This window comes from Pseudomonas sp. MAG733B, from assembly GCF_036884845.1.
In the GTDB taxonomy this organism is placed as follows: Bacteria; Pseudomonadota; Gammaproteobacteria; order Pseudomonadales; family Pseudomonadaceae; genus Aquipseudomonas.
The window spans coordinates 130,060-150,482 of the sequence record NZ_CP145732.1; the positions used below are offsets into that span (position 1 = coordinate 130,060).

A 20,423-nucleotide genomic window follows, 5' to 3' on the forward strand; every position below is an offset into this window, starting at 1 on the left:
AGGTACACGGGCCCTCTTCGGAGGGCTTTTTACATTTAAACGAACCCACGGAACGCTGTAGTTCAATGATGACCGCCCCTTCGACGGCACGCCCACAACTCGTCTACCTGGTTTTCGGTTCCGAGACATACCATCAGGAAGCCGTATTCAGTATCTCCAGTGCCCTGAGCTGGTTGCGTGAAACACCCGATGCGGCGCTCGACATCCAGGTCTTCAGCGACAACCCGCAGCCCTATGAACACCTGCCGGTGCGCGTGCGCGCCCTCGACGAGGAAACACGCCGACGCTGGAACGAACCCCACGGCTATCATTTCCGCGCCAAGCACGTCGCTTTGCGTACGGTGCTCGAAGAGGCCGAAACTGCGCTGCTGATCGACACCGACACGTTCTTCCACTGCTCGCCGCTTAAGCTGTTTGAACGCGTGCAACCCGGCACGCTGCTGTGTAACGACTACTACACCCACTACGGCAACAACAAAGAAAACGTGCTCTACAGCGCACTGTCGGCCACGCTCATGGAAAAAGGCCTGGCTGACGATCAAATGATGCTGCTCAACTCGGGCGTCATCGGTTTGCACCGCCAGGATATTCACGTGCTGGATCGCTCGATCGCGCTGATCGACGAGTTGTTCCCTTCCGCGCAAGGCGCCTACACCCTCGAAGAGTTCTGCCTGTCGGTGGCGGCCTATCGGACGCTGGAGGTCAAGAAGTGTCCGGACCTGATCCATCACTACTGGAGCCGCAAGCAATTGTTCAGGGCCAAGGTCAAGGCCTGGGTGGCCAAACATGCCGCACAACCAACCTGCCAGGCAGCCCTGAACGACACCCGTCGCGTATCGGCCCAGCTACCACGGCCTCCGCGATCCCAACGGATGCTTTACAAGATCATCACCCTGGCACTGCCCGCACATCTGCGTCAGTTCATTCGTGAAATTCTCTATGGCTGCTATGAGCATCCCAACGAATTCGACAAAGCCTGCGGGCCGGTCTGGTGGGAAAAGGCCCTGCAAAACCAGCAGGAACGCCTTGGCACCCCGGTTTGCCGGCATTTGCTCGAAGATTGGTTCACCAATGGCCTGGTCAAGCTGATTCTTGGGCAGCGGCGCGAGGCGATCCACGATCACTTGCTCAATTCCCCAAGCAAATAGAGAAGTCGCACGCAATCTGCCCAACACAGCGGTTAAACATGCACGCCAGAGCTTCTCATTAGGCGATAGGCATACTAACCTCAGGCCATGCCCGCCATTGCCCAGTTGCTCACCGTTGTGCTTTTTACTTGCTTGAGCTTCACCGCTTGGGGCGAGAAGCTGCGCATTGTCACGGAACCGTGGGCGCCTTACGTCTATGAGGAGAATGGCAAAGCCCTGGGCCTGGATTACGAAACCACGGCGATCGTCTTCAAGCGCCTGGGCATCGAAGTGGAATGGCAGTTCCTGCCGTGGAAACGCTGCTTGTCGATGCTCGAAACCGGTCAGGCCGATGGCGCGCTGGACATTTTTCACAGCGATGAGCGCGATGCGACACTGCTCTACCCCAGCGAGCCGCTCTCGGAAGTCCAGTTCGTGATGTTCTACGCCAACGAGCGCCCGCACCCGTTTCGCACCCTCGACGAACTGCGCGGCCTGACCATCGGCACCTCGCCAGGCTACCTGTACAGCCAGGATTTCAGGGACTCGACACTGTTCACCCGCGAACCGGCACCGAGCCATGAAGCCAACTTCGGCAAACTGGTGCGCGGACGAATCGACCTGCTGATCACCGACCGCCGGGTCGGCCAGCATTTGCTCGACGAGCTGAAGATCCGCGACAAGATCACTGAAAACCCGACCATCATCAGTCAGCAAAGCCAGTTTCTGGCGGTACGCCGCAATGCCGGCATGGATTTGCTGGTGCAACGCTTCGGTGCCGAACTCAAGCGTTTCAAGCGCGAACCAGCCTATGCGGAGCTGAGCGCCCGTTACGGCGCCGATCCCAGCGCTGCCGTAAGTCCCGCAAGCGCCACGGCTATACGTGCAAAAACCGTTGAGCAGCAGGAAAGCGGCGCGCAGTGATTGCTCTGTTATACTCCGGCCTTCCCGCCAGGCTCACGCCCGGACGCTCGGAATCGTTCAAGGCATCTCGACCCCGCTACAGCGCAGCTTTTCAGCCCGCGCGAGCGCTCCAGACGAGCCTTCGAGACCGAAGCAGGACCGGACGGGATTGCGTCCTCTTAAACGCTATTCGCGCCAGGCAAGACTCCCATTGGGCCAAGCCCTAACTAAAACAGGATTACTCATGTCCTTTGCTTCCCTCGGTCTCTCCGAGGCTTTAGTCCGCGCCATCGAGGCGGCGGGCTATACCGAGCCTACTCCGGTGCAACAGCGGGCCATTCCCGCCGTGTTGCAAGGTCGCGACCTGATGGTCGCGGCACAGACAGGTACTGGTAAAACCGGCGGTTTCGCCCTTCCGATTCTGGAGCGGTTGTTCCCTAACGGTCACCCGGACAAATCCCAGCGTCACGGTCCGCGCCAACCGCGCGTACTGGTCCTGACCCCCACTCGCGAACTCGCGGCGCAAGTGCACGAAAGCTTCAAGGTCTATGCCCGTGACCTGAAGTTCGTCAGTGCCTGCATCTTCGGCGGCGTCGGCATGAACCCGCAGGTTCAGGCCATGTCCCGTGGCGTAGACGTGCTGGTAGCCTGCCCTGGTCGCTTGCTCGATCTCGCCGGCCAAGGCAGCGTCGACCTGTCCCACGTGGAAATCCTCGTGCTGGACGAAGCCGACCGCATGCTCGACATGGGCTTCGTCCATGACGTGAAGAAGGTCCTGGCCCGTCTGCCGGCCAAACGGCAGAACCTGCTGTTCTCGGCGACGTTCTCCAAGGACATCACCGACCTCGCCGGCAAGCTGCTGCACAACCCGGAACGCATCGAAGTCACGCCGCCGAACACCACGGTCGAGCGTATCGAACAACGCGTATTCCGCCTGCATGCCAGCCACAAGCGTGCGCTGCTGGCGCACCTGATCACCGCGGGTGCCTGGGAACAGGTGCTGGTGTTCACCCGCACCAAACACGGCGCCAACCGCCTGGCCGAGTACCTGGACAAACACGGCCTGAGCGCCGTCGCGATCCACGGCAACAAGAGCCAGAACGCCCGCACCAAAGCCTTGGCCGACTTCAAGGCCGGTAGCGTGCGCATCCTCGTTGCCACCGACATCGCTGCGCGCGGTCTCGATATCGACCAGTTGCCACACGTGGTCAACTTCGAACTGCCGAACGTCGATGAAGACTATGTGCACCGTATCGGCCGTACCGGCCGTGCCGGTCGTTCGGGCGAGGCGATCTCGCTGGTGGCTCCGGACGAAGAAAAACTGCTGAAAAGCATCGAACGCATGACCAAGCAGAAAATCGCCGACGGCGACCTGATGGGCTTCGATGCCAGCACCATCGAAGCGGAAAAACCTGAAGTACGCGAGCGTCCGGACATGCGCAACCCGCGCAATCCACGTGGCCCGCGCGGCGACGGTCCGAATGGCGGTGGCGGCGGTAGCGGTCGTAAAGACAAAGGCAAGGACAAGGGCAAGGAAAAACCGGCGTCGGGCGAACGCGGCGAGCGTCCAGCCCGTCAGCAAAAGCCTCGCGAAGGCACTCCGGCCCGTGAACAGCGTCAGCCAAGCCAGCCGCCACGCGCCGCTGCTGATCGTGCGCCAGACGAGTTCCTCGACGACGATGTCGATAACTTCGGTAACCGCGTCGACTACGTGCCGCAGCAGAAACCGGCCCAGGGCCGTGGCCGTCGTCCGGGTGCTCCGGCACAAGGCACGGCTGCAGGTTCGGGCGCGCCACGTGGCGGCAAGCCACAGGGTCGCCAGAGCGGTCCACGCAACAGCGATGGCGCCACCACCGGTACGCCACCCGCCAAGCGCAGCGGTCCACGCAACGGTGCACCACGTAACGGCCAGGCCCGTCGCGAAGATTCGCGCAACCGCCGCCCGGCCCGTGACGATCAACCGAATTCGGAACCGGCCGTGCAGAACCCGCGCGGTCCTGCGCCGAAGATCATGCACAAGGAGTCGAAGGCTGACCGCTTCCCGACACCTGAGCAACTGGATCAACTGCCAAGCCGTCCTCGCGGTGAAAAACCGGCATTGCTGACCCGCAATCGCTGATTTATCGCTGCAATAAAAAAATGCCCCGGTTCGTGAGAATCGGGGCATTTTTGTATGTGCTGCAAAGTGCTTTTGTAGGAGCTGCCGCAGGCTGCGATCTTTTAAAAGATCAAAAGATCGCAGCCTGCGGCAGCTCCTACAGTCTCAGCATTACTTCGCTTTGACACCCTCAAAGCTCACGTACATTTCAACTGCATCGGACGATGGGCCCAGGTCTTTCTGCTTGCCGAAATCGGAACGCTTGAGGCTGAAGTTACCCTCGAAGCCTGCACGGTAGCCGCCCCATGGATCCTTGCCTTCACCCAGGAAAGTGGCCTTGACCACGATTGGCTTGGTGACGCCGAGGATAGTCAGGTCGCCAGCCACGTCAGCAGTGTCCTTGCCATCGGCGTTTTTGCCGGTAGGTTTGACGCTGGTGGAAACGAACGTGGCTTTGCTGGCGTTCAGGAAGTCTTTGCTGGCGATGTGCTTGTCACGTTCGGCGTTGTTGGTGAACACGCTGGCGGTGTTCACGTTGAACTCGATCTTGCTGGCTTCAGGCTTGGCAGCGTCGAAGCTGAACTTGCCGTCGATGTCCTTGAAGGTACCGGTGATGTAGCTGTAGCCCAGGTGGCTGATCTTGAAGTCAACGAAGGCGTGCTGGCCTTCTTTGTCGACCACGTAGTCAGCGGCCATTACGTTACCGGCGGACAACAGGGCGGAACCGATTGCCAGAGCGGCCAGAGTCTTTTTCAACATGCTTTGTTTTCCTTTGGAGTCGAGGTTGAACTTCAGGCTTTGCGACCCAGCATTCGCTTGAGGGTCACATCACGGTCGATAAAGTGGTGCTTCAATGCTGCCAACGCATGGAGGCCGGAAAAAATTACCAGCACCCACGCCAGGTAGAGGTGAATCACGCCAGCGGTATCTGCCTGGTCCGGTAGTCCGGACACCAGTGCAGGCACTTCAAACAAACCAAACACCGGGATACCGACACCTTCTGCGGTGGAAATCAGGTAACCGGCAATCATCACAGCGAACAGACTGAGATACAGAAAGCCATGGCCGAACTTGGCGCCGAGGCGCGTCATGCGGCTGTAGCTGGACAAGGTTGGCGGCGGTGGACTGACAAAACGCCACAACACCCGCAACAGCATCACACCCAGCAACACCAGGCCGATGCTCTTGTGCAGGTCCGGCGCGTCTTTGCGCCAGGTGCTGTAGTAGTCGAGACCGACCATCCACAACCCCAACGCGAACAGACCGACAACCGCCAGCGCCACGCCCCAGTGCATGAAAATGCTGACCCAGCCGTAGCGGGAAGTAGAGTTTCGTAGCTGCATTGCCTAGATCCCTGTAAGTGCTGGCCCAAGACTATCGAGTTATCTATCGAATTAAAGCCGAAAATTTCGCTTTGAAATATCGAGAAAACCGATCAAGAGTCTGAAGCAAGCGAGTTAAGGAAAGATTAAAGTCGAAATTGTGAAAAAAAGTGAATACAAACCAGAGAACACCTGTATCAAAAGGTTTATTCGATGGCTACTACTGATTTTTTCGCTACGGTCCTTGAGTCGTAATTCAACCTGTAGCAGCTGCCGCAGGCAGCGTTCGGCTGCGAAGCAGTCGCAGCCCTACACAAGGGCTCGACCTGACAGACCGCGAGCTCGGACTCCTCGACTGCCGCGCTGCCGAACGCTGCCTTCGGTAGCTGCTACGCGGAAAGCGTTGCGGTTTAATTAATTGGTTTGCAATACATATGTATCGCCATTTCCGCATTCGAACTTGTTTCAATGAGTGCTCAACAACTCATTGATTAAGGAATGAAACATGGCTATCAGATATACACCATTTCAAGCGAGTGGCTCGCCAGTACTACCGCCCAACCAAACGATGACGCCGGGGCAATATCTCATGTCCCCAAATGGACGATTTCGTTTGGCACTGCAAGTGGATGGCAATCTAGTAATCACCGATAACGGCGCCGTAGTCTGGATTGCAGATGGCAATCAAATTTACAGCAGAACTTTATATCCAAAAAAGATGCGTGAGCCTCTGATGTTTGTGATTAGCAACAATGGTTTTCTTTATGACCCGTCCAGAAGGCGTTTATGGATTGCTGACAGCACTCACAGTATTGATAAATCGCTCTGGTACAACACATGTATGGTCATTCAGGATGACGGGAATCTAGTCATCTACGACAAACGGACAGGGAGTATGTGCTGGGCCCGCTTTGGATTCACCCCTGGCCGCATTCCGAAGCCAAAGGAAAGGTGGGTAAAAGTGCTACCGGATGGTACTGAAATTCCTATATGGAAATTTCCATAACACCTCATGATTCATTAATCGAACACTTAAGAGCTTTTGAAGATTGGAGGCGGATCCAAACAATCTGGATCGTATGGATTAATATGGCACTTATGGGCCAATTCGGGAGCATGTCTTTTAAGAGTGAATTTCCCATCAACACATCCTGAGAATGTTATCAACACCACTAAAACCACTATTGTTTTCATACGCCCTCCAGATTTTCCGAAAGCATAGATTTTAATTCAAGGCGCCACCCATCATTTGCTTCTGATTAATTTGTGGGAAGAATCTGATATATGGTCTAAGCGTGTAGGACCTGGATCATGAATCGCGGCGCCTGATTACTGCGTTGGAAAAAAGTGATGTCTCCCACTTGATAGATAAGCAAAAAAAAGCGCGACCCTCGGGCCGCGCTTTTCTACATCTGACCGTTACTGAGCCTTGGTCTCTGTAGTCGCCGCCGGTTTGGCTGCTGGCTTCTTCGCCGGTTCAGCCTTCTTAACCGGAGCCTTGGCCGGGGCTTTTTTGGCCTCGGTTTTGGCTGCCGGTTTCGCCGGGGTCTTGGCTGGAGCCTTCTTCGCAGGCTCGGCTTTCACTGGCGTCGCAGGCTTCGGTGCTTCGACCGGCGTCGGTGCAGCGGCCGGGGCTGGCGTCGGTGCAGGGGTCGGTGCAACTGGCTCAGGCGTCTTGACTGGCTCTGGCTTCTTCTCGTCATCCGAGCCGCCAAAAAGGTTCGTGAAGAAGTTGCCCTTCTTCGCCGCCACCGCGCCGGCACCCGCCGCTGCAGCCGCCGCAACCGGAGCCACTTTCTCTGGCTCGAACGACTTGCCCGCCGCCAGATCTTCAACCTGACTGGCCGCACGCTGACCGGTACGCAATGCGCCTTCCAGAGTGCCCGGGTACAAGGTGTCAGTGTGTTCGCCGGCAAAGGCTACGCGCTGAATCGGACGTTCCCACAAGCGCCAGAACTTGCTGATCTGGCCCGGGCCGAAGGCCAGGTAGGCACCGCCCATCGATGGGTCGGTGCTGTAGCGACGGATTTCATAACCGGTGAACGAACCGCGTGCCTGTGGATAAAACGCATGCAGGCGAATCAACACCTGATCGACCATCTGCTTGTCGCCAAACGCCTGCATCACGCGCGCGTTGTCGCCCGACAGGTTGATCACCACGTTGGCGCCGCCCTTCAGGGCCGGCTCGATCCACAACATGCCAAGGCCGGCGTTGCTGAAGATCTCGCCGGACATGCGCGCCTTAGGCTCCCATACCGGGGTCTTGAACTTCAGCATGATCTGGTCGCGCCAACCGTAGTTGGTGCCCTTGATCGCAGCCAGGTGCTGGGCGTCCAGTGCCGGGGTCATCTGGATCTTGTTCAGGGCGCGCAATGGCACGGCCAGCACGACGTAGTCCGCCTGATAGCCGACGCTGCCGACTTTGACGGTAACGCCATCCTTGTCCTGAACAATCGCCGAGACAGGCGAGCTGGTCTTGATGGTTTTCAGCTGTTTGACGAAGGCCTGCGCCAGCACCGGGCTGCCACCGACCAGACGCGAAGCACGCAGGTCACGATCGGAAACACCACGGTACACGCGGCTCTGCTGAGCGAAGTACAGCAGCGAGATGCGCGAAGGTTCGTCATAACGGCTACGAATCTGCTGGTTCACCAACTGGCGGGCAGTGGCCGGCAGGTTCAGGCGATCCAACCAGTTGGACACATTGATCTGGTCCAGGGCATGCAGCGTGCTGTTGGCGGCCGGGTTCAGCGGGTCGTCGATCGAGCGTGCCAGGTCGTCCAGGGTCTTTTCGTAGCGCTTGAGCGCTTCTGCTGTGGCCGGTTGTTTGGTGGCCAGGTCGGCAGCGGTGAAATACTCACCGTCGATCAGATAGCTGGGCGTTCGCACGAACTCAGGGGCTGGCGTGGTGCTCAACTTGAAGGTCGATACGTACTTGTTCAGCACTGGTTGGGTCTTGTCGTTGCCGATCCACTCGCTGGTGGCCATGCCGGAGCGACCGCCCAGGCTCGGCTTGGCTTCCAGCAGCGTGACCTGCCAGCCCTTGTTCTGCAGCTCATACGCCGCCGTGAGGCCCGAGACCCCGCCGCCGATCACGATCGCGGTTTTATCCTTGGCCAGCGCAGATACGCTGAACAGCCCCAACATCACCAGCGCACAGGCGCGCAGCCAACCGACAGACATTCAGCGAACTCCGGAAATACACGAAAAAATAGCGGTTTTGCGAGCCAGGCGACTCAAGAACCGCGAAGGATACGTCAGCCTTCAGACGCCCGCCAGCAGCGTCTATCGGCCTATACAAAGTAGCTCAATCGACACAATGGGTTGTCCCCGCGCGATGCATTGCATAGGCTTGCGCGATTGTTTGTTCGCGCCTGCCGCGGACCGCCTCGAGGAGAGAGAAAATGGGCCTGAATAATCAGTGGATGCAACGCGACCTCGCGGTGCTGTGGCATCCCTGCACCCAGATGAAAGACCACGAACAACTGCCGCTGATCCCGATCAAGCGCGGTGAAGGCGTCTGGCTCGAAGATTTCGAAGGCAAACGCTACCTCGATGCGGTCAGCTCCTGGTGGGTCAACGTGTTCGGTCACGCCAACCCGCGGATCAACCAGCGCATCAAGGATCAGGTCGATCAGCTGGAACACGTGATCCTCGCCGGTTTCAGCCATCAGCCGGTGATCGAGCTGTCCGAGCGTCTGGTGAAGATGACGCCGGAAGGCCTGACCCGGTGCTTCTACGCCGATAACGGTTCGTCCTGCATCGAAGTCGCGCTGAAAATGAGCTTTCACTACTGGCTCAACCGCGGCCAGCCGAACAAAAAGCGTTTTGTCACCCTGACCAACAGCTACCACGGTGAAACCATGGCGGCGATGTCGGTGGGCGACGTGCCGCTGTTCACCGAAACCTACAAAGCGCTGTTGATGGACACCATCAAAGTGCCGAGCCCGGATTGCTACATGCGTCCCGAGGGCATGAGCTGGGAAGAACACTCGCGCAATATGTTCGCCGCAATGGAACAGGCGTTGGCCGAGAACCATGACAGTGTCGCCGCAGTCATCGTCGAGCCGCTGATCCAGGGCGCCGGCGGCATGCGCATGTATCACCCGGTGTACCTCAAGCTGCTCCGCGAAGCCTGCGACCGTTATGGCGTGCACCTGATCCACGACGAAATCGCCGTCGGCTTCGGCCGCACCGGCACGATGTTCGCCTGCGAACAGGCCGGCATCCGCCCGGACTTCCTCTGTCTGTCCAAGGCCCTGACCGGCGGCTACCTGCCGCTGGCGGCATGCATCACCACCGATGAGGTCTACAGCGCGTTCTACGACGACTACCCTACCCTGCGCGCCTTCCTGCATTCGCACAGTTACACCGGCAACCCGCTGGCCTGCGCGGCGGCGTTGGCGACGCTGGATATCTTCGAAGAAGACAACGTCATCGAGAACAACAAGGCCTTGGCCCAACGCATGGCCTCGTCGACGGCGCATCTGGTCGATCACCCGAACGTCAGCGAAGTCCGCCAGACCGGCATGGTGCTGGCCATCGAGATGGTCAAGGACAAGGCAACTAAAGAAGCGTATCCGTGGCAGGAACGCCGTGGCCTCAAGGTGTTCCAGCATGCGCTGGAGCGTGGTGCTTTACTGCGGCCATTGGGCAGCGTGGTGTATTTCCTGCCGCCGTATGTGATTACGCCGGAGCAGATCGACTTCCTGGCCGAAGTGGCGAGCGAAGGCATCGACATCGCCACGCGTGACAGCGTCAGCGTGGCGGTGCCGAAGGACTTCCATCCGGGGTTCCGTGATCCGGGTTGATCCTTGATGCTGTTCCCTGTGGCGAGGGAGCTTGCTCCCGTTGGACTGCGCAGCAGTCCCTCTTTTTGGGGCTGCTTCGCAGCCCAGCGGGAGCAAGCTCCCTCGCCACAAAAGCGACTTCGGCTCCACTTACAATTTCGAACATCAGATTCAGTAGAGACTTCGCATGAGACTGTCCCGCTTCTTCATCGACGCCCCCCTGAGCACCGGCGAGCACGAATTGCCCGAGGCCCAGGCCCATTACATCGGTCGTGTGCTGCGCATGGCCGAGGGCGATGCGTTGCAATTGTTCGACGGTTCCGGCCATGAATTTCGCGGCACGCTGGTGGAAGTTGGCAAAAAACGCGTGGTGGTGCAGATCGATGAGCAATTCGCCGGTCAGGTCGAATCGCCATTGCAGATCCACCTCGGCCAAGGCTTGTCCCGTGGCGAGCGTATGGACTGGGCGATTCAGAAAGCCACCGAGCTGGGTGTCAGCGAAATCACGCCGATTTTCACCGAGCGCTGCGAAGTGCGATTGAAAGACGAGCGCGCCGACAAACGCCTGCTGCACTGGCGTCAGGTGGCGATCAGCGCATGCGAGCAATGCGGGCGCTCGCGGGTGCCGGTGATTCATCCGCCGATGCTGTTGGCGGATTGGTTGAAACAGACTGAAGCTGAATTGAAGCTGGTACTGCATCCGGTGGCCGAGCCGTTGGTGAGCCATGCCAAGCCTGCGACGCTGGCGTTCCTCATTGGCCCGGAAGGCGGGTTGTCGGATGCCGAAGTCGAACAGGCCAAGGCCAACGGTTTTCATGCCGCCCGCCTCGGTCCGCGAGTGTTGCGTACCGAGACAGCGCCGGTGGTGGCATTGGCGGTGGCCCAGCAGCTTTGGGGGGACTTCTAGGCCGCCATCGCTAGCAGGCTAGCTCCCACATTGAATTTTGGGTGTTCACCCATTTCATGTTCACTGGAAATCTCCTGTGGGAGCTAGCCCTGCTAGCGATTGGCAGCGACTCGATCTACAGGACATAAAAGAATATCGCCACAAAGTGCAGCAAACTCCCGGCAATCACAAACAAATGCCAGATCCCATGGGCATGCCGCAACCGATGATCCAGGGCAAAAAAGATAATGCCCACGGTGTACAACACGCCGCCCGACGCCAGCCAGGCGAACCCGGCGCCACCCAGCGCCGCCAGCAATGGCTTGACCGCCACCAGCACGATCCAGCCCATCACCGCATAAATCACGATCGACAGGATGCGTGCTTCCGAACGCGGCTTGATCTCTTGCAGGATGCCGATCAGCGCCAGCCCCCATACAATCCCGAACAACGTCCAGCCCCACGGGCCGCGCAAGGTCACCAGGCAAAACGGCGTATAGCTGCCCGCGATCAACAGGTAGATCGAGAAGTGATCGACCTTCTGCATGATCGCTTTCTTGCGCCCGCGCACGCTGTGGTAAACGGTCGATGCGCTGTAGAGCGACATCAAGGTAAAACCGTAGATCGCCACGCTGACGATCTTCCACGGACTGCCGTCCATGCTGGCGATCACCAGCATCCACACCACACCGACCGTCGCCGCCACCGCCCCGACCAAATGCGTCCAGGCGTTCAATCTTTCCCCGTGATACATGTGTCGCTTACCTCAAGATGCTTTACCGCAATGCGCAAGGCTCAGGCCTCGAGCGTAAAAGCGCAATGTTTCCGAACGACGCGCCCGGCTGAATTGGGCACAATCGGATCATTCCAAAAAGAGTCCGCCCCCATGCTGATCGATGAAGAGTTGACCCTGAAAAAACTCGAGGTGTTCCTGGCCTTCATGCGCACCGGCAACCTGGCCCGGGCCGCCGCCGAGTTGCAGACCAGCAACGTCAGCGTACACCGGGCGATCCACTCTCTGGAAAGCGCCTTGCGTTGTCCGCTGTTCAAGCACGAGGGCCGTAACCTGACGCCTCTGGAAAGTGCTTTTGTGCTGGAAGAGCGGGCGCAGAAGCTGATTCAGGATGTCGTCGAAAGCGTGCGCCTGACCCGCGAGGCTGCCGGGTTCTCTGCCGAACGTTTCAAGTTGGGCTCGCTGTATTCGCTGACGGTGAAGACCGTGCCGCAGTTGATCATGGGCCTGAAGATCCGTCGCAGCGAACTCAACATCGATCTGATTCTGGGCTCGAATATCGACCTGCTCTACAAGCTCAAGAACATGGAAGTCGATGCGATCCTGGTGTCGCTGGACGACAGCGTCAACGACCCCGACTGCGAGCAGATTCCGCTGTTCTCCGATGACATTTTCCTCGCCACACCGGCCGACTCGAAGTTTGCGCAACGGACCGAAGTCGACCTGGCGGAAGTGCGCGATGAAACCTTCATCACCCTGACCCAGGGCTTCGCCACGCACCGGGACGGGAAACGGGTTTTCGAGCAGGCGGGGTTTGAGCCGAAGGTGGCGATGCAGGTCAACGACATCTTCACCTTGCTGAGCATGGTCAGTTCGGGCGTGGGGTATGCGTTGCTGCCGGGGAGGATTGCGGCGGTGTACGAGAACCGGGTGAAGCTGATTCCGTTGCAGGAAAAGTACCGGTTGCAGCAGCACATTGGCGTGGTGTTTTTGAAGGCCAAGGAGCGCGATCCGAATTTGCTGGCGTTGCTGGCGGAGTGTCGGATGTATGCCAATCGGCAGGCATGAAACCGTGTCGCTGCCAATCGCCAGCAGGCTGGCTCCCACAAGGGATTGCATTCCAATGTGGGAGCCAGCCTGCTGGCGATGGCGTCGGTACAGTCAACTCTTACCCCATTAACCCACGCATGATCAAAAACAGCAGCGAAGGCCCGAGCAGACAACCCAGCGCCGTGTAAAACGCCGCCGTCAGGCACCCATAAGGCACCAGCTTCGGATCAGTCGCCGCCAAGCCACCGGCCACGCCACTCGAGGTGCCCATCAAGCCGCCGAAAATCACTGCACTGCGCGGGTTGTTCAGGCCGATCATCGGCGCCACGAACGGTGTCATCACCATCACCAGAATCGCCTTGATCAACCCTGCCGCAATCGACAACGCCATGACTTCGGAACTGGCACCGATAGCCGCTCCGGTCACCGGGCCGACGATGTAGGTCACGGCGCCCGCGCCGATAGTCGTCAGGCTCACCGCATCGGTGTAACCGAACGCCATCGCCACCGCGACACCGGCGATGAACGAGGTACCCACGCCGACAAACAACGCCAGAACACCCACAAAACCGGCACGCTTGAGCTCATCGACACTCACGCCGAATGCCGTGGCAACGATGGCGAAATCCCGCAGCATCGCGCCGCCCAACAGACCGATCCCGGACAACAATGGAATGTCCACCACGCCCTTCTGACCACCGGTCAACGCGCCGCCAACATAGGACAGCACCAGCCCAAGCAGAATGGCAATGGCCGAACCGTGCAGGCGACCTTTGGTGAACGTATTGGAGATCCAGTAGGACACCCACATGGTCACGCCGACAACCAAAAAACCACTGATCAGGCCGTAGCCGGTAATCACCTTCATCATCGATTCGTACATGGCGATTACCCCACTGTCTTCGCAGGATTGATCGAAGTCGGCTGTTTGTTGCCGATACGCACCAGCACCGGCACCAGGGCAAAGGCAATCACCACCGCCACTGTCCCCGCCAGGATCGCCATCGGCCCGCCCTTGAGCGCACCGTATACGTTTTGCTGGGCCGCCATCGCCACGACAATCGGGATGTAGACCGCGCTCCAGAACTCCACGCCCTGTTCGGTCTTGCCCTTGAACCAACCGTTTTTATTGAGGTAGCTGCCCAGGCCGATCAGCAGCAGCATGGCAATGCCGACGCCGCCGACGTTGGCCGGAACGCCGATCAACTTGCCGAGCAGTTCACCGATGAATATGCCTACCAGGGTACAGAAGGCGAGAAACGCCACACCGTAAATAATCATTGTTGTTGTCCTCAAAGTGCATCGTCGAATGTTGTTTTTGTTGTTCGAAGCCTGAGTCGGTGATTTAGGAGTGGCGGGTTCCCTCCTCACGCATCAGCGCCTGCAGGGTATCGAGTCGCGCACCGTCAAAGGCAATCACGGTGCCTTGCTCGAACACCCGGCGCGCCAGCCCGGTCAGTACCGCTCCGGGTGGCAGTTCGATCTGTAGACGTACGCCACGCTCATAAGCGCTTTGCACAGTGCCGCGCCAATCCACCACGCGGCACATGTTGAAGGCGAGGTCGTCGCGCAGCGCATCGACCTTGATCACCGGCCGCGCGCGACTGCCGCTCAGGTAACCGATCTTCGGGGTTTGCAGTGACACCTTGGTGAAGGCTTCGGCGAGGGTTTTCGCCGGCGTTTCCAGCAGCGGACAATGCGACGGCACGCTCACTGCGAGACGTTTGGCCAGCCCTGCCCCACGACTTCTCGCCAACTCGGCCACGGCTTTCATCGCACCGTCACTGCCGGCGATTACTACCTGGTTATCGGCGTTGATGTTGGCCAGGTAAACCGGTGTGTCGACGCTGTGAATCTGCGTCAGCAAACCTTCCACGGTGGCCAGATCGAGACCGATGATCGCGGTCATGCCGTAGCCTTGCGGATACGCCCGTTGCATCAGTTCACCGCGCAGGCTGACCAGAAGCAGCGCATCGCTGAAACCCAGGGCACCGGCCACCACCGCTGCCGGATAGGCGCCGATGGAAAGCCCCGCGACGTAATCCGGCGACATCGACAACTGCCGTGAAGCCGCCACACCGGCGATCAGCAAGCAAAGCTGAACCGCCCTTGTCGACCGCAATGCCTCGGCAGAATCCAGTAGCAAAACGTCTTCACCGAGCACGTCGCTGGCTTCGACCAGCGTTTCCCGAGGCAAACGCTGGAGCATGCCCGGCTGCTGCGCGCCTTGCCCAGGGAACACCAGCAACCTGCTCACGCTGCTTGCTCCTGCGGGTTCCACGGATCAGTCACCAAACAGGCTTCGATCGCGTTTTTCAGCAACACGCGATTCGAAGCACCCGCCCATTCGCGCAAGGCAACGGCGCCCAACGGCGTCTGCAATTGCATGTCTACCACGCACACCGCCGTGTCGAGCAACGCCACCAACTCCCGAGCCCGGTCACGCGCCAGAGGTTGTGGCGTGCGCAGGATCAGATCCAGATCACTGCCCTGATGAAGAGCTGCAAACCCGCTGGCTAATTCAAAACCGGCGCTGCCGCTGACACCCCAGACCCAACCGCAGGCATCGAGTGCAGGACGCAAATGCGCCAAGGCTTCGACGGCCGGCAAGTCGCGGTCGATGTCGACGCGGCAAAGTTGTTCTGGGATCACTCGACGGGTAATCGAAGCCAGCGCCATCGATGCCGCATAGCGCTGCTCCCGCAAACGCCCACGCACGCCAACCGCGATCCGATCCGACGTCGACACCGCGCGCCGCACCACCACCGGTTGCCCGGCGTTGAGCGATTCGATCGCCCACGCAGGCGCCTCCGCAGGCAACTGCGCCGGGGTCATGCCCCAGAGCAGGTCGTGGGCCAGAAACGTGTTCACCACTGTTCTCTCAGCAATTGGCGGACCTTGCTTGATGCCCCGCGGTTGGTTGCGCCGAGGCGACCGCTGAGATCGACACCCTTCTCCGCAACATCGCCCATCGCTTGCATCAGGCACTCAGTCACCCGCGCCAGATCCACCGAAGTCGGCTGTTCGATCTGCTCCACCGACAAGGTTTCCCACAGCAAACCAAGGCTGGCATAGCTGTCGATGTCGTAGGCCATCGGCGGCACGCTGGCGGCCAGGGTTTCCAGTTCTTCGACGCTGCGCAAAGTCACCCGCGCCGCCGATGCCTTGCCCATGGCGTGCACCATCACGCCGGGATCACGCAGGGCGATCAGGCGGTTGGCCTGATAACCGTGAGCGAGAAACGCCCCGGACATTGCCTTGCCCACCAGCAGACCGATCACGGCATGCCCGGCCAGACGTGCGCGGGCATAACTGTCCGCCGCGCCGGCCAGCGCCTGATGAATGCCGAGCGCCTCTTCGCGTCGACCGTAGGCCTGGCTCGGCACATCAACGATGGCGATCAACGCACGCTTCTGCGGTTTGTCCTGATCCGCCGTGATCACTTCATCCACAGCCTTGGCCAGACCCCAACCTTCAAGCAAACCGACTTCGCCATTGCGGGCGCGGACGAAACGGTTGTCAGGGTCAGCCACCACGGCGATAAGCCGCACGGGTTGCCCGGCCAGGAATCCATCGGCGACTTTCAACGAGGCCGGCAAACCGTCGACCGGTTTGGCATCGGCACTCAAGGCGTTGAACCAGTTCAAGCCTCTGAGGGAATACGAGCTCATGAGCGCTCTCCTTGATACAGGTCGCGAACCACCGACGGTTCGATTTGCGGTTCGGCGTCCAGACGCGCCAACCGTTGCAGGAACAGATCGGCCTGGCGGCTGCGTTGCTGGGCCGGCAGACCTTGCTTGAGCAACTCACCGACCTGCTGGCGAATCTGCGCCAAGTCGTCTTCGGCGTAGCGATCCACCAACCCCGTGGCGAAACGCTGCTCGCCACCGGTCAGGCTCCAGATGAACGGACGGTCGCGGGAGTCGTATTCCTCAAGCCCGGCTTCCTGCTCGATCACCTGTGGACCGTTCAAGCCAAGGCGTGCTTCCTGGGTTACCACGAGGTAACTGCACAACCCGGCGGCAATCGACATGCCGCCGAAGCAACCAACGCTGCCCGCGACTACGCCAACCACCGGTTGGTACTGGCGCAGGTCGACAATCGCCGCGTGGATATCGGCAATCGCCGCCAAACCAAGATTGGCCTCCTGCAAACGCACGCCACCGGTTTCCAGCAGCAACACGGCGCGGGTCGGAATGCCTTTGCGGTTGTCTTCAGCGGCCAGTTCCAGCGCGCCGGAAATTTTCGCCCCGCCGACTTCACCGAGGCTGCCACCCTGAAAAGCCCCTTCGATGGCGGCGATTACCACCGGCAATCCGTCGATGTTGCCCTTGGCAATCACCACGCCGTCATCGGCTTGCGGCACGACGCCCTGACGCGACAACCATGGCGACATGACGCGCTGAAACGGATCGATCAATTCGCGAAAAGTACCTTCGTCGAGCAAGGCTTTCGCCCGTTGCCGGGCACCGAGTTCGACGAAGCTGTGTTTGTTGAGCAAGGCTGCACTGTCAGTCATGGCCGATCTCCTCGAAGCCTTGTTCCAGACGCAGGCGTACGACGCCGGGCGTGGCGCCGAAATCGTGGATATCGATGTCCATCGCCGCTGGCGTCTGACCGTCGAACATCCGCGCAAACAAGTGCTGCCAGCGCTGTTCGCTGCCATTGACCGAGGTCTGCACGGTGATTGTCAGCTTGCCGGCCTGACCCGGCTGGATCAGCACTTCCAGATCGCCCGAGCCGACACAACCCACCAGCGTGCGCCCGCGTGGCGGCTGTCCGGCGGGGAATTCAAAGGATAAGGTTTCCATCAAAACGCTCCCTGGATAAGGCTGTCGCCCGACTCGACACGGTCGATGAACAGGCAGGCTGCGAGCAGGTCGGCAGCACCGCCGGGCGAGGCATTCAATGCGATGAGTTGTTCGTCCAGCTCATGCAGCCGGCGACGACCGGCGAGGCTGGCACTGCCGCCTGCGTCGAGCACCGCCTGGGCGCCGAGTTGCATGGTCTGCAAGCCTTGTTCGCCGGCGCGGTACAGCACGCAGGTATCGGCCAGATTGGTCATGATCGCCAGCAGCGCATCGAGCCGGGCGTTCTGCTCGCCCTGCCCGTTGGCGCGGCTGCGCTTGAGTTGCGGCAGAGCGCGTTGAGTCACCGCCGGGAAACCCAGTTGCGCTTCTTCACGGGCACCGCGAGCGCCGTAGCGTAGGGAGACTTGCGCACCGTGGCTGAGCGGACGCGGGGCGTAACGGTCGTCGAGCAAGGCCAGCCGCGCAGCGCGCAAGGTGATTGCACCGGCGCTGGTGGATTCGGGCTGCAACGCGGCAGCGGCGACCAACAGGCCCAATGCCCAAATTGCCCCGCGATGAGTATTGACGCCATGGGTGGTCGCGAGCATCGCTTGCTCGCCTTCACGACCGATCAGGCCCACGGCTTCGCGCAGCGGCAAACCGATCTCGCCGATGTCGATAGCGGCTTCGGCCATTTCCTTGAAGGCTGGCCAAAGGGAAAGTGCAGAAGCGTGCATCAGCCCCAAGTGCAAATCGGTATGGGCGCCATTTCCGCGACGGTCGACCAGCGCTGGTTTCGGCGACAAGTCCGCTTCGTCGATCAGCGCGTCCACCGCCATATCCGCCAACCGTTCGGCCAGGCTCAGGGTTTTCGGTTGCAGGTTGAATGCGTGCATTACCAGCTCCTGAATTTGGCAGGCGGGTTGTAGAGGCCACCGGACCACTCGACCAGATCGGCCACGCTTTTGGCGGCGAGCAGTTCGCGGGTGGCGTCGGTGCGGCGGATGCCGAGGTCTTCCGGCAAGGCGATCAGGCCTTCACGGCGCATGCGTGCGGTGTCTTTCGGGTTGTGGCGCAGGCCGATGGCGGTCACGCCTGCAACTGCAGCGATCATTGCCTGCCGCTCTTCCAGCGAGCGCGCCTTGTACAGATAGGCAATGCCTTCTTCGGTCAGCAGGTGGGTGACGTCGTCGCCGTAGACCATGATCGGCGCCAGCGGCATGCCGCTTTTTTTCGCCACTTCGATGGCATCGAGGGTTTCGACGAAGGTCGGTTTGCCGCCTTCCTGGAAGGTCTCGACCATTTGCACCACAAGTTTCTTGCCGCGCTCGAGCATCGGTTCGGCGACGTCGGTGTGGCGCATGTCGAGCCAGGCCGGTGTGCCGTGGCGACGACCTCGTGGGTCATGGCCCATGTTCGGCGCCCCGCCGAAACCTGCCAGACGACCACGGGTCACGGTGGAAGAATGGCCATCGCCATCGACTTGCAGGGTGGCGCCGATGAACAGGTCCACCGCGTATTGCCCGGCCAATTGGCTGAACATTCGGTTGGAACGCAGGGAACCATCGCGCCCGGTAAAGAACACATCGGGGCGGGCGGCGATGTAGTTTTCCATGCCCAGTTCGGTGCCGAAACAATGCACGCTTTCGACCCAGCCGCTTTCAATCGCCGGGATCAGGGTCGGGTGCGGATTGAGCGTCCAGTTGCGGCAGATCTTGCCTTTGAGGCCGAGGGATTCGCCGTAGGTCGGCAGGATCAGTTCAATGGCGGCGGTGTTGAAACCGATGCCGTGATTGAGCGACTGCACGTTGTGTTTTTCGTAGATTCCGCGAATCGCCATCATCGCCATCAACACGTGCACTGGCTTGATGTGCCGTGGGTCGCGGGTAAACAGCGGTTCGATGTAGAAAGGCTTGTCGGCCACCACCACGAAATCGACCCAGGACGCCGGGATGTCTACACGCGGCAGGTCGCTTACATCGTCCACCAATTGGTTGACCTGAACGATGACGATGCCGTCGCTGAACGCCGCTGGTTCGATCAGCGCCGGGGTGTCTTCGGTGCTCGGTCCGGTGTAGATGTTGCCGGCGCGGTCGGCCATGAAACCGGCGGAGAGCACGACGTTGGGAATCAGGTCCACCACCAGCCGCGCATAGAGTTCGATGTAGGTGTGGATCGCGCCGATTTCCAGCAAACCGTCTTCAAGCAACTGACTGATGCGCAGGCTTTGAGTACCGGCAAAAGAGAAATCGAGCTTGCGGGCAATGCCGCGTTCGAACAGGTCCAGGTGCTCGGAGCGGCCGACGCTGGGCATGATCATGTGCAGATCGTGGAGCTTGCCCGGATCGGCTTTGGCCAGGGAGCGGGAAAGAAAATCCGCCTGCTTCTGGTTGTTGCCCTCCAGCACCACGCGGTCGCCAGGCAGGATCAAGGCCTCAAGCGCCGCGACGATTTTGTCGGTGGGCAACACCACACCGTCAGCCAGACTCGCCACTTGCGCCAGACGCCGCTGCTTTTCGCTGCGCCGCCGCGTCCATCGCGAGTCGGGGGAATTTGATGTTGTCATGACCACTCCACGGGTTTGCTGTCGTGGAGCTACCTTAGGAGTGTTGGGTGGAGGGCATCAATCAAGCAGAGTGGTGGATTGTTACGGTCAGAGTAATGGTTGATGGGAAGGACGCCATCGCGGGCAAGCCTTGCTCCTACAGGTCTCGTGTCGTTCGC

At 59.9% G+C, this 20,423-nt stretch carries 20 protein-coding genes; 7 read left to right on the top strand and 13 right to left on the bottom strand.

What is annotated here, in order from left to right:
- Positions 1 to 65 precede the first annotated feature (65 nt).
- From V6Z53_RS00565 to V6Z53_RS00575, 3 genes are all read left to right on the top strand, one after another.
- On the top strand, positions 66 to 1,148 hold the full coding sequence (locus V6Z53_RS00565) for a hypothetical protein (protein ID WP_338583647.1): 1,083 nt from the start codon (positions 66 to 68) through the stop codon (positions 1,146 to 1,148).
- 87 nt (positions 1,149 to 1,235) lie between these two features.
- Positions 1,236 to 2,051 carry a transporter substrate-binding domain-containing protein gene (locus tag V6Z53_RS00570; RefSeq protein ID WP_338583648.1) on the top strand — a complete coding sequence of 272 codons (816 nt, stop codon included), beginning with the start codon at positions 1,236 to 1,238 and terminating at the stop codon, positions 2,049 to 2,051.
- Positions 2,052 to 2,274: 223 nt separating this feature from the next.
- A complete protein-coding gene (locus V6Z53_RS00575; RefSeq protein ID WP_338583649.1) occupies positions 2,275 to 4,149 on the top strand; it encodes a DEAD/DEAH box helicase in 1,875 nt (624 codons plus the stop codon).
- Positions 4,150 to 4,299: 150 nt separating this feature from the next.
- On the opposite strand, the gene V6Z53_RS00580 is transcribed toward V6Z53_RS00575, so the two are convergent.
- Positions 4,300 to 4,887: a YceI family protein gene (locus V6Z53_RS00580; protein ID WP_338583650.1), complete on the bottom strand. Its 588-nt coding sequence runs from the start codon at positions 4,885 to 4,887 to the stop codon at positions 4,300 to 4,302.
- A gap of 32 nt (positions 4,888 to 4,919) precedes the next feature.
- Positions 4,920 to 5,471: a cytochrome b gene (locus V6Z53_RS00585; protein WP_338583651.1), complete on the bottom strand. Its 552-nt coding sequence runs from the start codon at positions 5,469 to 5,471 to the stop codon at positions 4,920 to 4,922.
- Between the two features lie 484 nt (positions 5,472 to 5,955).
- Here V6Z53_RS00585 and V6Z53_RS00590 point away from each other — a divergent pair, with 484 nt between their 5' ends.
- Positions 5,956 to 6,456, top strand: coding sequence for a hypothetical protein (locus tag V6Z53_RS00590; RefSeq protein WP_338583652.1), 501 nt, complete (start codon positions 5,956 to 5,958; stop codon positions 6,454 to 6,456).
- 413 nt (positions 6,457 to 6,869) lie between these two features.
- Here the strand turns inward: V6Z53_RS00590 and V6Z53_RS00595 are convergent, their stop codons facing one another.
- Positions 6,870 to 8,633, bottom strand: a complete 1,764-nt coding sequence (locus V6Z53_RS00595; RefSeq protein WP_338583653.1) for a flavin monoamine oxidase family protein — start codon at positions 8,631 to 8,633, stop codon at positions 6,870 to 6,872.
- 221 nt (positions 8,634 to 8,854) lie between these two features.
- Between V6Z53_RS00595 and V6Z53_RS00600 the strand changes: the two genes are divergently transcribed.
- Together V6Z53_RS00600 and V6Z53_RS00605 are read left to right on the top strand one after the other, a co-directional pair.
- Entirely contained in the window at positions 8,855 to 10,261 is a 1,407-nt protein-coding gene (locus V6Z53_RS00600; RefSeq protein WP_338583654.1) for an adenosylmethionine--8-amino-7-oxononanoate transaminase, read from the top strand.
- Positions 10,262 to 10,427: 166 nt separating this feature from the next.
- On the top strand, positions 10,428 to 11,147 hold the full coding sequence (locus tag V6Z53_RS00605) for a 16S rRNA (uracil(1498)-N(3))-methyltransferase (RefSeq protein WP_338583655.1): 720 nt from the start codon (positions 10,428 to 10,430) through the stop codon (positions 11,145 to 11,147).
- A 115-nt stretch (positions 11,148 to 11,262) separates the two neighbouring features.
- Here V6Z53_RS00605 and V6Z53_RS00610 read toward each other — a convergent pair whose 3' ends face one another.
- Complete coding sequence (locus tag V6Z53_RS00610; protein WP_338583656.1) at positions 11,263 to 11,880, bottom strand: hemolysin III family protein; 618 nt, start codon at positions 11,878 to 11,880, stop codon at positions 11,263 to 11,265.
- A 132-nt stretch (positions 11,881 to 12,012) separates the two neighbouring features.
- Between V6Z53_RS00610 and V6Z53_RS00615 the strand changes: the two genes are divergently transcribed.
- Complete coding sequence (locus tag V6Z53_RS00615) at positions 12,013 to 12,927, top strand: LysR substrate-binding domain-containing protein (RefSeq protein ID WP_338583657.1); 915 nt, start codon at positions 12,013 to 12,015, stop codon at positions 12,925 to 12,927.
- Positions 12,928 to 13,027: 100 nt separating this feature from the next.
- On the opposite strand, the gene madM is transcribed toward V6Z53_RS00615, so the two are convergent.
- From madM to mdcA, 9 genes are all read right to left on the bottom strand, one after another.
- Positions 13,028 to 13,792 (bottom strand): malonate transporter subunit MadM, encoded by a 765-nt coding sequence (madM, locus tag V6Z53_RS00620; RefSeq protein WP_338583658.1) that lies wholly within the window; start codon positions 13,790 to 13,792, stop codon positions 13,028 to 13,030.
- A 5-nt stretch (positions 13,793 to 13,797) separates the two neighbouring features.
- Complete coding sequence (gene madL / locus V6Z53_RS00625) at positions 13,798 to 14,190, bottom strand: malonate transporter subunit MadL (RefSeq protein WP_338583659.1); 393 nt, start codon at positions 14,188 to 14,190, stop codon at positions 13,798 to 13,800.
- A gap of 64 nt (positions 14,191 to 14,254) precedes the next feature.
- The gene (mdcH, locus tag V6Z53_RS00630; protein ID WP_338583660.1) at positions 14,255 to 15,166 is read right to left on the bottom strand and encodes a malonate decarboxylase subunit epsilon; all 912 of its coding nucleotides are present in this window, start codon (positions 15,164 to 15,166) and stop codon (positions 14,255 to 14,257) included.
- Positions 15,163 to 15,783 (bottom strand): malonate decarboxylase holo-ACP synthase, encoded by a 621-nt coding sequence (locus tag V6Z53_RS00635; RefSeq protein ID WP_338583661.1) that lies wholly within the window; start codon positions 15,781 to 15,783, stop codon positions 15,163 to 15,165. Before V6Z53_RS00635 ends, mdcH begins: the two co-directional genes overlap by 4 nt.
- Complete coding sequence (gene mdcE / locus V6Z53_RS00640; RefSeq protein WP_338583662.1) at positions 15,777 to 16,580, bottom strand: biotin-independent malonate decarboxylase subunit gamma; 804 nt, start codon at positions 16,578 to 16,580, stop codon at positions 15,777 to 15,779. The genes V6Z53_RS00635 and mdcE overlap by 7 nt, the downstream gene beginning before the upstream one ends.
- Positions 16,577 to 17,428: a biotin-independent malonate decarboxylase subunit beta gene (locus V6Z53_RS00645; RefSeq protein ID WP_338583663.1), complete on the bottom strand. Its 852-nt coding sequence runs from the start codon at positions 17,426 to 17,428 to the stop codon at positions 16,577 to 16,579. Before V6Z53_RS00645 ends, mdcE begins: the two co-directional genes overlap by 4 nt.
- The gene (locus V6Z53_RS00650) at positions 17,421 to 17,720 is read right to left on the bottom strand and encodes a malonate decarboxylase subunit delta (RefSeq protein ID WP_338583664.1); all 300 of its coding nucleotides are present in this window, start codon (positions 17,718 to 17,720) and stop codon (positions 17,421 to 17,423) included. The genes V6Z53_RS00645 and V6Z53_RS00650 overlap by 8 nt, the downstream gene beginning before the upstream one ends.
- On the bottom strand, positions 17,720 to 18,595 hold the full coding sequence (locus tag V6Z53_RS00655; RefSeq protein WP_338583665.1) for a triphosphoribosyl-dephospho-CoA synthase: 876 nt from the start codon (positions 18,593 to 18,595) through the stop codon (positions 17,720 to 17,722). The genes V6Z53_RS00650 and V6Z53_RS00655 overlap by 1 nt, the downstream gene beginning before the upstream one ends.
- Complete coding sequence (gene mdcA / locus V6Z53_RS00660) at positions 18,595 to 20,265, bottom strand: malonate decarboxylase subunit alpha (protein WP_338583666.1); 1,671 nt, start codon at positions 20,263 to 20,265, stop codon at positions 18,595 to 18,597. The genes V6Z53_RS00655 and mdcA overlap by 1 nt, the downstream gene beginning before the upstream one ends.
- Positions 20,266 to 20,423 lie beyond the last annotated feature (158 nt).

Excerpts from the sequence above, each read along its gene's own strand:
- madL (WP_338583659.1), bottom strand. The coding sequence starts at position 14,190 with ATGATTATTTACGGTGTGGCGTTTCTCGCCTTCTGTACCCTGGTAGGC.
- V6Z53_RS00570 (WP_338583648.1), top strand. The coding sequence starts at position 1,236 with ATGCCCGCCATTGCCCAGTTGCTCACCGTTGTGCTTTTTACTTGCTTG.
- V6Z53_RS00610 (WP_338583656.1), bottom strand. The coding sequence starts at position 11,880 with ATGTATCACGGGGAAAGATTGAACGCCTGGACGCATTTGGTCGGGGCG.
- V6Z53_RS00605 (WP_338583655.1), top strand. The coding sequence starts at position 10,428 with ATGAGACTGTCCCGCTTCTTCATCGACGCCCCCCTGAGCACCGGCGAG.
- V6Z53_RS00655 (WP_338583665.1), bottom strand. The coding sequence starts at position 18,595 with ATGCACGCATTCAACCTGCAACCGAAAACCCTGAGCCTGGCCGAACGG.
- V6Z53_RS00575 (WP_338583649.1), top strand. The coding sequence starts at position 2,275 with ATGTCCTTTGCTTCCCTCGGTCTCTCCGAGGCTTTAGTCCGCGCCATC.
- V6Z53_RS00565 (WP_338583647.1), top strand. The coding sequence starts at position 66 with ATGATGACCGCCCCTTCGACGGCACGCCCACAACTCGTCTACCTGGTT.
- V6Z53_RS00645 (WP_338583663.1), bottom strand. The coding sequence starts at position 17,428 with ATGACTGACAGTGCAGCCTTGCTCAACAAACACAGCTTCGTCGAACTC.
- V6Z53_RS00600 (WP_338583654.1), top strand. The coding sequence starts at position 8,855 with ATGGGCCTGAATAATCAGTGGATGCAACGCGACCTCGCGGTGCTGTGG.
- mdcE (WP_338583662.1), bottom strand. The coding sequence starts at position 16,580 with ATGAGCTCGTATTCCCTCAGAGGCTTGAACTGGTTCAACGCCTTGAGT.
- madM (WP_338583658.1), bottom strand. The coding sequence starts at position 13,792 with ATGTACGAATCGATGATGAAGGTGATTACCGGCTACGGCCTGATCAGT.
- V6Z53_RS00580 (WP_338583650.1), bottom strand. The coding sequence starts at position 4,887 with ATGTTGAAAAAGACTCTGGCCGCTCTGGCAATCGGTTCCGCCCTGTTG.
- V6Z53_RS00595 (WP_338583653.1), bottom strand. The coding sequence starts at position 8,633 with ATGTCTGTCGGTTGGCTGCGCGCCTGTGCGCTGGTGATGTTGGGGCTG.
- V6Z53_RS00585 (WP_338583651.1), bottom strand. The coding sequence starts at position 5,471 with ATGCAGCTACGAAACTCTACTTCCCGCTACGGCTGGGTCAGCATTTTC.
- V6Z53_RS00590 (WP_338583652.1), top strand. The coding sequence starts at position 5,956 with ATGGCTATCAGATATACACCATTTCAAGCGAGTGGCTCGCCAGTACTA.
- mdcA (WP_338583666.1), bottom strand. The coding sequence starts at position 20,265 with ATGACAACATCAAATTCCCCCGACTCGCGATGGACGCGGCGGCGCAGC.
- V6Z53_RS00650 (WP_338583664.1), bottom strand. The coding sequence starts at position 17,720 with ATGGAAACCTTATCCTTTGAATTCCCCGCCGGACAGCCGCCACGCGGG.
- V6Z53_RS00615 (WP_338583657.1), top strand. The coding sequence starts at position 12,013 with ATGCTGATCGATGAAGAGTTGACCCTGAAAAAACTCGAGGTGTTCCTG.